At 40.1% G+C, this 10862-nt stretch carries 10 protein-coding genes; 2 read left to right on the forward strand and 8 right to left on the reverse strand.

The window, feature by feature from the left end:
- A partial coding sequence (locus ABI367_RS00005) for a DUF58 domain-containing protein (protein ID WP_462227098.1) occupies window positions 1–588 on the forward strand: 588 nt, incomplete at its 5' end.
- 139 nt (window positions 589–727) lie between these two features.
- Window positions 728–2203 carry a glycoside hydrolase family 130 protein gene (locus ABI367_RS00010; protein WP_462227099.1) on the forward strand — a complete coding sequence of 492 codons (1476 nt, stop codon included), beginning with the start codon at window positions 728–730 and terminating at the stop codon, window positions 2201–2203.
- Between the two features lie 13 nt (window positions 2204–2216).
- Here the strand turns inward: ABI367_RS00010 and ABI367_RS00015 are convergent, their stop codons facing one another.
- From ABI367_RS00015 to ABI367_RS00050, 8 genes are all read right to left on the reverse strand, one after another.
- Window positions 2217–3221 (reverse strand): glycosyltransferase family 4 protein, encoded by a 1005-nt coding sequence (locus ABI367_RS00015; RefSeq protein WP_462227100.1) that lies wholly within the window; start codon window positions 3219–3221, stop codon window positions 2217–2219.
- Complete coding sequence (locus ABI367_RS00020) at window positions 3218–5497, reverse strand: glycosyltransferase family 4 protein (protein WP_462227101.1); 2280 nt, start codon at window positions 5495–5497, stop codon at window positions 3218–3220. The genes ABI367_RS00015 and ABI367_RS00020 overlap by 4 nt, the downstream gene beginning before the upstream one ends.
- A gap of 244 nt (window positions 5498–5741) precedes the next feature.
- Window positions 5742–6929, reverse strand: coding sequence for an aspartate aminotransferase family protein (locus ABI367_RS00025; RefSeq protein ID WP_462227102.1), 1188 nt, complete (start codon window positions 6927–6929; stop codon window positions 5742–5744).
- A gap of 66 nt (window positions 6930–6995) precedes the next feature.
- Window positions 6996–7460 carry a hypothetical protein gene (locus tag ABI367_RS00030; protein ID WP_462227103.1) on the reverse strand — a complete coding sequence of 155 codons (465 nt, stop codon included), beginning with the start codon at window positions 7458–7460 and terminating at the stop codon, window positions 6996–6998.
- 8 nt (window positions 7461–7468) lie between these two features.
- Window positions 7469–8194, reverse strand: a complete 726-nt coding sequence (locus tag ABI367_RS00035) for a hypothetical protein (protein ID WP_462227104.1) — start codon at window positions 8192–8194, stop codon at window positions 7469–7471.
- 64 nt (window positions 8195–8258) lie between these two features.
- Window positions 8259–8816 (reverse strand): RNA polymerase sigma factor, encoded by a 558-nt coding sequence (locus ABI367_RS00040; protein WP_462227105.1) that lies wholly within the window; start codon window positions 8814–8816, stop codon window positions 8259–8261.
- Window positions 8817–8875: 59 nt separating this feature from the next.
- On the reverse strand, window positions 8876–9334 hold the full coding sequence (gene bcp, locus ABI367_RS00045) for a thioredoxin-dependent thiol peroxidase (RefSeq protein ID WP_462227106.1): 459 nt from the start codon (window positions 9332–9334) through the stop codon (window positions 8876–8878).
- A gap of 91 nt (window positions 9335–9425) precedes the next feature.
- Window positions 9426–10862 (reverse strand): M23 family metallopeptidase (locus ABI367_RS00050; protein ID WP_462227107.1); only part of this gene is annotated, 1437 nt, incomplete at its 5' end.

Below are 10862 nucleotides of genomic sequence, written 5' to 3' on the forward strand. Positions count from 1 at the left end.
TTAATGTACCTGTTTAAAAAGCAGCGCGATGCATTTAGCCTGGGCCTTTTTTCGGATAAGATTGATTGGATAAGCGGGGTTAAATCAACCTCAACACACTTGTTTTATTTGTACGCCCAGTTAGAAAAAGCTTATAATGAGCCTAAAGTAAACACGGTAACCAATATAGCTGATGTATTGCACCATATCGCACAAGAAGTTCACCAGCGGTCAATGATCATTATTTTTAGCGATATGCTTGAAAATAATATGAGCGACGATAAGCTGCAGGCCCTTTTTGCAGCTATACAACACTTAAAATATAATAAACACGAAGTGGTTATTTTTAATGTGAACGATAAGCAAAAAGAAATTGACTTTAGTTTTGATAACCGCCCGCATCATTTTATTGATATTGAAAGCGGCGATGAGGTTAAGGTACACCCTAACAAAATACGCGATAGCTACCACGCCTCGCTTACCCGGTTCAGGCATGAACTGGAGTTAAAGTGTGCCCAATATAAAATTGATATGGTTGACGCCAACATACATGATGGTTTTCAAAATATCCTCAAATCATATCTTATTAAAAGGAATAATATGATTTAAGTTAAAAGGGTTGTAGAGGTTGTAAAAGTTAAAACATATAACTTCTACAATATTTGCAACTCTTCACAACCAACAAAAAACAAATTACTCAAATCAATTTACCAAAGTTGATGTTATAGAGTAACGTATAAAAACAAGTATGAGACTATCCGTTGAGCGAAAGCCTGTAAGAGTTAACCCAGATTCAAAACGAGTAATAGCAAGGTTCTTTTTTAATGGTAATGATAGGGCAAAAGAAGTAATAGAACGAGTGATGAGCATAAGCGAAGAAACCGCTTTCGGCATTATATCACCACTTTTGCAGGAATATTCAAAGCGTCACCGTAATATAACCCGGGTTTTAAACCGGCATTGCAGCAAGTTAAAGCCCCTGCTGGCTGAGTTGGAAATTGATTTTGATACGTTATCGGTTTACCGCAAGCTGCTTATCGGTTCGTATTTTACGCATGAATACTCTATCGAGTCGGCCGCATTTTTTAACCCTTCAATAATACAGGACCCCGACCAAACCGAGTTGCGGGAAGGCGAGCGCAGGGTAATAATGAGCTTTAGGGCCGTGGGCGAGGGGCATATTTCTTCAATAACTTTTCGCAGGGCACTTTTTGATAAAAACAACAATATTACCGTAATGCCCGCCGGTAATTACGTTGATGAGGCCGAAATTGTGCGCAATGCTGTATATAACAAAAAGCTGTTTTTTGATAAAGCCACTGTCACCCAGATAAATATTGATGTGCTGCGCGAACTGGAGGGAAGGCTTGACCACCATTTTGAATATTCCACGTTGCGGCGTATCATAGCTGATTCGCAAAAGCTACAGGAAAATGATATGAAAAGGCTGGAATATGACAAAGTATTGTGGCTGGCCGATTCGTATTATGAGATCGTATTCTCTATGGACACCGATATATCCGACAGGGTAATATTCCCTATATCCGAATACGAACGTAAGGGTATTGAAGATGCACGCTTTGTAGAGTTTAAAAATGATGATAACAGCTCGGTATATTATGCTACTTATACCGCTTATGATGGCTCATTAATAATGCCTAAGCTGCTGCAAACAACTGATTTTTATAATTTTAAAATTATGCCTTTATACGGGGCAGGGGCGCAAAATAAAAACCTGGCGCTGTTTCCGCGTAAAATAAATGGTAAATATGTAATGATATCGCGTATTGATGGCTGCAATAACTACATCATGTACTCTGATAAAATAAATATATGGGAAAAGCCTATACTATTGCAGCAACCCAAATTTACCTGGGAGTTTGTACAGATAGGTAATTGCGGGTCGCCTATTGAAACAGAACATGGGTGGATAATGATTACTCACGGTGTTGGCCCTATGCGTAAGTATGTACTGGGTGCAAGTTTGCTTAAACTTGACGACCCTGCTATAGAAATAGGCCGACTAAACGAGCCCTTACTTACCCCTAATAGCGATGAACGCGAAGGCTACGTACCCAATGTTATTTATTCATGCGGATCTATTATCAATAACAATAAACTTATAATACCTTACGGCCTTTCAGATTACTCAACATCATTTGCCGAAGTTGATCTGAATGAGTTGATAGCAAAGTTGAAGGAGAAAAAAGTAGAAAATAAATAAAAGAGAAGCGTGTTTATCCTAAAATTCGCTTATATAATTCCAAATAATCTCCTGCCATTTTATCAACTGAGAATTTTGAAGTGGCCCAGTCACAACAATACTGCCTGTTTATTAATGGCAGGTTATTTACTGCTTCTACAGCTTCATCAACGCTACTTACTAAAAAACCGGTTTCCTGGTGTTTGATCAACTCGGGCATAGATCCGCGGTTAAAAGCTATAACCGGCGTGCCGCAAAGCATGGCTTCGGCTACACTTAAGCCAAAGGGTTCATTAAAATTTATAGGGTGTAAAAGTGCTGCTACCATGCCCAGTAGTTCGCTTCGTTTTTCAGGCCCTGCGCTTCCTAAAAATTTAATATCATCATTAAGTTCGGGTTCAATTTTTTCTTTAAAATAGGTTTCATCCTGCACAATGCCGGCAATTAATAATTTGCGCTTACTTTTTTTTGCTATCGCGATGGCTTCGGCAGTGCCCTTATCAGGGTGTATGCGGCCAAAGTATAGTAGGTAATCTTCAGGGGTATGGCTAAATTTAAAATTAGTAGTATCCAAGCCGTTATAAACAGTAGCAAGGTAACTAAGCTCATGGTTTCTGTCGGCATTGCTTATGGATACATAATGATTAGTTTCATTATATTTTTTATAAACCGGTATTATTCTGGGCGACGAAAATCCGTGTATGGTAGTTAACATCGGTGTTTTTATAAGGGCTGAATAAGTAAGCGGCAAAAAATCAAAGTTGTTATGAATGATGTCAAAATTTCCTGCTTTTTCCATCAGGTTACTAATATGCAGGCACTCCAATACTTTAGCGTCCTGACAGCGGTCTTCCTCATACCCCTGTGCGCATATAGCGTCAAGTTTACCGGCGGTAATGGAGTAGCCAGTGGCAAAAAGGGTAACATCAACACCCAGTTTTATTAAACCTTCGGCAATGTTTGATGCTATTTGCTCCCACGGGCCGTAATGCCTGGGCGGTGTGCGCCAGGCCACAGGCGATAACACTGCTACCCTCATTTAGCCGAATGCAGTTTTTGTGTAAACTTGTTATACTCGTATTCAAGCTCAAAAGCCTTTAATACCGTTAAGTGCGATATCAGGTAAGCCAATGTGCTTTCGGCACCCTGGTTGCGGTTAATACCTGTTGGCAATAAGCCATCACAGCAGCCCTTGGTTTCGTGGTCATACAACGGCGCACGCAACGTGTTTTCGCCCAAAAACCACCTGTAGCATAAAAACATTTTTTCAATATACTCCGGCTTACGGAAAGTTTTATAGGCTTGAAAGTGCAACAGCACCATGGCCATGGTTTCAATGGCCTGCTGGTCAAACACCGGGAAGGTTTTACCTTTATAATACCACCCATCATTACCAACGGGGCTTAAATAGCCATTTGATAAAGTAAGTTCATCTAAAAACGCCATGGTTTTTAAGGCTATTTTTTTAACCTTTTCGTTGCCGGTTATTTCGCATGAATGCAGCAGTGCCAGCGGTAATATGGCATTATCATAAGTCAGCCCATCTTCAAACCAATGCCAGTCATCAGTTTGGGCATTTTTATATGCCGCCATTAGCATATCAGTAAGCCTTACCAATTCATTTACCATGCCCTCATCAGTAGGGTATACGGCTAAATAAAGACTTACACCTATCATGGTGTTGGCAACTCCTCTTAAATGATGCAGTTTTGAAAAATGCGGAAATGAACGGTGAAATATTTCGGTGGCAAATTCACGGTATGAGTTGCGCGATGTGCAGCCAATTAAATGCCCAAGTGCCCAAATGGTACGGCCAAATGAATCTTCTGATCCCACTTCATCCAGATAGTGCCTGCTAAAACTCAAAAAATTACGGAAATTACCATCCTCGGTTTGCATATAGTGGATGTAGCTTAGGTATATAGGCAGCAGGTCATAAGCCTCCTTGCTGTTATTACGTTCATAAGCCATGAGCGCCATTATAAGCGCGCGCGCATTATCATCCAAACAATACCCTTCTTTTAAATTGGGTATGCCATATTTGGCATGTTGTACTATACCTGTATCATCAGTTAGGCGTATTACGTGCGCCAGACTAAATTTGGGCATTATTTCAGGGTCAACTATGCTGTTTTTTAATATTTTATCCCTAAAATCATGCTCATAAATAGCTTCCTGGGCAACCTTTATAAATTCTGATCCGGTGGCCGGCCAGCGCAGGTGCAGCCCATAGTCGTAAGCATTTTGTTTTAAATCATTCAGGGTTGCGGGGTTATCCAGCAACTCTAAAACAATATCAGCTAACTGTTCAGAATTTTTGAAATCAAATAAACGGCCACGGTTATGGTCCAATAATTCGGTAGCGTGCCAGTACGGTGTTGAAACTACTGCCGAACCCGCACCAACCGCGTATGATAATGTCCCGCTGGTTATTTGTGCTTCGTTTAAATATGGGGTAACATAAACTTCGGCAGCTGATAAGTAGTGTATCAACTCTTCTTCGGTTACAAATTTGTTTATGAATGAAAGGTTTTGCGATACATTTAATTGGGCGGCCAAAGTTTTTAGGTGGTCCCGGTACTCCTCGCCCGAATTTTTTAACACTCCCGGGTGTGTATTACCTAATATTACGTACATAACGTCAGGGTGTTTGGCAACAATTTTAGGTAGCGCATTTACCACAGTTTCCAGCCCTTTATTGCGGCTTATCAAGCCGAATGTTAGTAGTACTTTATGGTTTTTAAATTGGCTAAGGCTTTTTACCGGGTTTACCTCAGGGGCCTCAACATCGGGTACGCCATGTTCAATTATTTGTATTTTCTCGGCAGGTATATCATAAATAGTGGTTAAAAACTCAACAGCCCGGTTACTCATCACAATTATTTTTGATGATTGCTCGGCTATCTCGCGTATAATAATGCGCTGCACATAGCTGGGCTCTTTTAAAATAGTATGTAAAATAGATATCAGCGGTTTTTCTAAACGGTTAATAAACGGAAGGATATATATACCGCTTTCGCCGCCATAAATACCAAATTCGTGCTCCATTATACAAACATCGGCGCTGCTGGTATTTACATAATTTGCAGCCCGTATATAATCTTTTTGGTGGTTTTGACGCACCACATATTTCACTTCCTCCGGATATTCATACTCATGCATGTTTTCCGAGTCGGTAAGTGCTACCACAAAGTCACCCTTAAGCAGCGTTTCTCTTTCCGGAAAATTGGTCGCAACGGCGCGAACCAAATTTTGGTTAAACGTAGCTATTCCGCATTCGCGGGGCGGATAAGTGGATATATAAGCTATTTTCATAAATATTTATAACTAATGTGTTAAGGTCAAAACATGTGCGTCATTATTATTAGAATGACTAAAAAATAGTGCAGAAATACTCCTGAAAATTAGCATACAGGCTTAAAAGGCACTTTTTTTGTATAGTGCCTTTAGTTTTGCATAAACCGTACCAAAAATTTTTCGTCTCAGTTACTTTCCTTAAAATAGTTAAGGGTTAGCAATTTGCTTCGAAACAGACAATAGTATTGAGATGTTAAGCAAGTTAACTATAATATTCAATGGCCTCCACAATTACTGAACAGGCTTTTTTGAGTTCATCGGGTGTGATGATAAGCGGGGGGGCAATACGCATAGCGTTTGAGCAGTGTAAAAACCAATCGGTAATTACGCCATGTTCTATACAACGGTCAATTATTTTTTTATTGAGGTCAAAGCTCTCCATTTCAATGGCCAGCATCAAGCCCTTGCCGCGTATTTGTTTTATGGCGGGGTGTACCAGTAATTGTTTTATCAGTATTTCCTTTTCTTCAACCTGGTCTGTAAGCTTTTCGGTAAGCAATACCTCTAAAGCGGCAAGGCCTGCAGCACAGCATACCGGGTGGCCGCCAAATGTGGTAATATGACCAAGTATCGGGTTTTCTTTTAATGCGCTCATAACCTGATTTGAGGCTATAAAAGCGCCTACAGGCATGCCGCCGCCTAATGCCTTTGCCAGTAATAAAATATCAGGTACAATATCAAAATGTTGAAACGCGAATAGTTTACCGGTGCGGCCAAAGGCGGCTTGTATCTCGTCCAGTATCAATAAAGTTCCGGTTTGGGTGCAGCGTTGACGCAGGGCTTGCATGTATGCTATGTTGGGTACGTGTATGCCGGCTTCGCCCTGTATGGTTTCCATAATAACGCAAGCGGTTTGGGTGGTTATGTTTTGGAGGTCATCAATATGGTTAAAGCGGATAAATTTTACGCCCGGTAACAGCGGGCGGTAGGCTTGTTTGTAATCCTCATTACCCATAACGCTTAAAGCACCGTGTGTGCTGCCATGGTATGAGTGGTTGAAAGCAATGATCTCCTGCCTGCCTGTATATCTTTTAGCCAACTTTAAAGCGCCCTCAACCGCTTCGGTGCCCGAGTTGGTAAAATAAACGGATTGCAGGTTATCAGGCAGTAATGATATTAGTTTTTCGGCAAAAAGTACTTGCGGGGTTTGCACGTATTCGCCATACACCATCAGGTGCATGTATTTATCTAATTGGTTTTTAACGGCGTTAATTACGTATGGATTGCTATGCCCCAGGTTACTTACGCCTATGCCTGATATAAGGTCAATATAAGCCTTGCCATTCTTATCATACATATAAATGCCTTCGGCACGTTCAAATTCCAATAGCAGGGGGAAATTGGTGGTTTGCGCGTTGTTGGCTAAAAAAAGCTGGCGAAGGGTTAGCATAGCGCAAAAATACTAAAGGCTTACCACTTTATGCGGTAAGCCTTTATATATATATGTTAAATGTTTTTAATTCTGCCGTTCGTTGAGGTTACGGAAAATTTCGTCCTTAAACGTTTGCTCGCTTTTGTACATCTTGCTCACTTTTTCGGGCGACATTATTTTTAAAAACTCATTCTGGTAATATTCTTTGGTATCAATAAGTTTCCGGTCATAGCTCAGGTCCTTATCCAGTTGAGCATTTCCGTTAGTTTGCGATGAGGAGTTATTTAGGCGTTTTAACCGCCTTATCTCGCTAAGTGCATTTTGATAGCTTCGATAAATGTGTAAAAACTTAGTTGCATCGGCAGGTGATAAAGCCAGTTCACGAACAATAAAGTTTTCTTTAATTATTTGTACCTTCCTGGTTTGCGACTCGCGCGGCAAATTATCATTAGCAGGTGTGATATTGTTTTGCGTCCGCTGTGCAAAACTGCTGTAACCTATACCCATTATTAATAGAGCAACAAAAATAGGTTTGCTAAACTTATTCATTGTTATCATTATTGCGAATCTACGTAATCGTTTAAATCACTTTGCAACCGGGCGTCATTAACCGTAAGGCCCTCGGCATTTATTATATGCTGTGCTTCATTACCATCTGCATATAATTTTAAATAGCTTTCCATTTCCTGGTCAGAAACACCGGATAATTGTTTATGCAGGTACGAAGATTTGTGTGCAGTGATGTCAGATGTTGGCCTGAAAAATAATCCGGCACCCACTATGGCTACAAAACAGGCAGCTGTGGCATATTTAAAGGCAGGGGCATTATACAACTGCCTTATTATACCCTTACGTTTAACCATATCCAGGTTAACCGTTTGGTTAAGTATGTTTTTATTTAATTGGTCAAAATAACCTTCGGGCACGGTTAACGCTTGGGGTGTGGTAACCAAAACCTCCTCAACAACTACACGGCTATGTATTTGCGCGTTTAATTGTTCAAAATAATTATCAGGCACCGTAAAACCCGTTTGCTGGTTTAAAGTTTGCTCAATATTTATACGGCTCATTATATTGCCGCTTAAATCATCAAAATAATTTTCAGGAACAGAAAACTCTTGTTGCTCATTTTGCTTTAAATCATTTAAACGGATACCGGATACAATTCGCCTACTCAACTCGTTAAAGTAGCCTTCGGGTACCGTAAAAGGGTTATTTGGGTTAACCTTTTTTAACTGCCCGTAGTCATTTAGCCATTCTTTATTTCCTATATCACTTTTCATAATACCATATAGATATAAATAAAACCCAAAGGTTTAATAATTTCATCAAAATTTCATTAAAAAATTAATCCTCTTTGAGCAAGTGTGCTTCTATTTTTTTGACGGCCAGGTGAAACGACGCTTTTAAAGCGCCAACACTGGTACCTAATACTTCTGATATTTCTTCATATTTCATATCATCGTAGTATTTCATGTTAAATACCAGCTTTTGTTTCTCAGGTAAAGTTAATAAAGCCTGCTGTAATTTTTTCTGTATCTGGTCGCCGGTAAAATAGTCAGACTCGCTAAGCGTATCTGCCAGTTCATAATCTACATCATCCAGCGATATATTATTTTTCTGCTTTTTTTTATTTAAAAAAGTGATACACTCATTAGTGGCTATACGGTACATCCAGGTATATAACTGCGCATCGTTCCTGAAACCGGCCAGGTTTTTCCAAACCTTTATAAATACATCCTGTACCAAATCGTCAGCGTCGTCATGGTCAATTACCATACGCCTAACGTGCCAGTAAATTTTTTGCTGGTATTTATTAAGTAAAATTTTGAAAGCCTCATTACGGGTCCTTTCATCCTGAAACTTGCTTAATATTTCAGCATCGTCAACAACTTGTGCCGGCATATTTTTTTATATAAGTGATGCGGTTTTTAGTGCATCAAACCGCTAAAATACTATTTTAATTACAACACATTCAACACTTGTTGTGATGATGCTTTGGTATCAACCTTATCAATTACCTTTTGGATGTACCCATCGGCATTTATAATAAACGTAGTACGCATGGTACCCATATAAGTTTTACCATACATGTTTTTTTCGCCCCACACGCCGTAGGCTTCTACAATTTTCTTATCCTCATCAGCAATAAGCGGAAATGGCAGGTTGTATTTGCTCTCAAATTTTTTGTGCGATTTTTCGTCATCGGTACTAACACCAATTACTTCAAACCCCTTGCTTAACAATGATTGATAATTATCCCTGAAATCGCATGCTTCGGCGGTACAGCCGGGCGTATCATCTTTTGGATAAAAGTATAAAATAACGGTTTTGCCTTTAAAATCTGTCAGCGAAACGGTTTTGCCGTTTTGGTCCTTAGCTGTAAAATTTGGGGCCTTGTCGCCTTGTTTAAGTGTTGTCATTTTTGGTTTATTGGTTGATCAGGTTGATTAAGTGAGTGGTTAATCAGTTACTAAAATAACTATTCTCCCAATAAACCACTCACTCAATCAACTATCTATAAAAATCCGCAGTATATACCGCGCTATTATCTTTATTATCCGTAACGGTTAATTCAAAATTATGTTTGCCGTGGGCAATATTATCAAAGGTATAACTTAACACTCTTGTTTTATAATCCCATTCCATTAACACCCATTTACCGTCAATTTTACCGTTATAGCTTTTTATGCCCGATAGATTATCGCTTATCCGTAATGATATACGGCTAAGTTTAGCCATGTTTTTGCTATTGCTTATGTTTACAGGTACAATACGCGGCGGTACATCATCCATACGGATATAAAAATCGCCAAAGGTTTTTGGCTGACCTTTTACGTACCCGTCTTCATACACGCCACCTGCATAGCCGCCCGCAGTACTTACAATAACGGCTTTGTTGGCTAATTGCCCCAAATCACGGTCGGGTTTTATCCAAAGGTCATATTGGTCATGTATAGGTGTAAAGCGGTTATGAATACGGTGCGTTACCGAAAACGCTTCGGGCCGCATGGGTAATGTTGAGTAAGTAAAATCTACATCATCATATAAATTGCCGGGCATTATGGTAACTTTTACCTTGTCGTTAACAAATTCATTTTTTTTGTCATAATGAAATAAGGTGCCGTTTAACTGGCTGGTAGCAATTGCCGTGGGCGTATGCGATTTTACATGAAGCAAAACAGTTGAAGTATTGCCCGCCACATCCTTAACAATATATTTAACCTCATGGTCGCCATCGTCATTAAAATTTATAATTCCCCTGTTTATGGATTGCGGGTAAAGCGAGATTTTGCTGCCCGGCAGTATAAAGCATTTTTGCACCCATCTGCCGGTTGTTATTAGGGCAGGGTAATCAATATATGCATTAATGGCATGGGTTTGATCAAAGCCAAAACGTTCAATAGCGTAGGTATATACGGTTTTATCATCCACCTGCAACTCAATCGAGTAAACGCCATTACGGCTTGCCGATGCGCTGTTTTTATCGTAAGCGGTAATACCAAAGCCGGTGTTGCCGCTTACATTAATTACGCCCGGGCGTGTTAAATGATAGTTGCCCGCGCTGCCAGTCACCGATAAAAATTCACGCGGGGTATTTTCGCTAAAAGGTTTATTATCTAAATGATAAATACCCACCGCGCTTATTGACGGAGCCACCTTATCCGGAATAGTAATGCCAAAAAGCTGCGGGTTAATTATCTCTTCGGTTTTGGTATCGCGTACCTCAAAATGCAGGTGAGGCCCTTCAACCGCGCCTGATGCGCCCGATATGCTAATAACGTCGCCCTGGCAAACCTCAATCTGGCCGGGAGGGAGGTTAAAATCAACATCATATTGCTGGTGTTGGTACTGGTAATCGCGCACGGCTTTGCTAATGGCATCATTAAAACGCTCGTTGTGCATATAAACGGTGGTGTATCCATTAGGGTGGTCAAGGTAAACTATATT

The organism is Mucilaginibacter sp. (assembly GCF_039935595.1).
In the GTDB taxonomy this organism is placed as follows: domain Bacteria; phylum Bacteroidota; class Bacteroidia; order Sphingobacteriales; family Sphingobacteriaceae; genus Mucilaginibacter.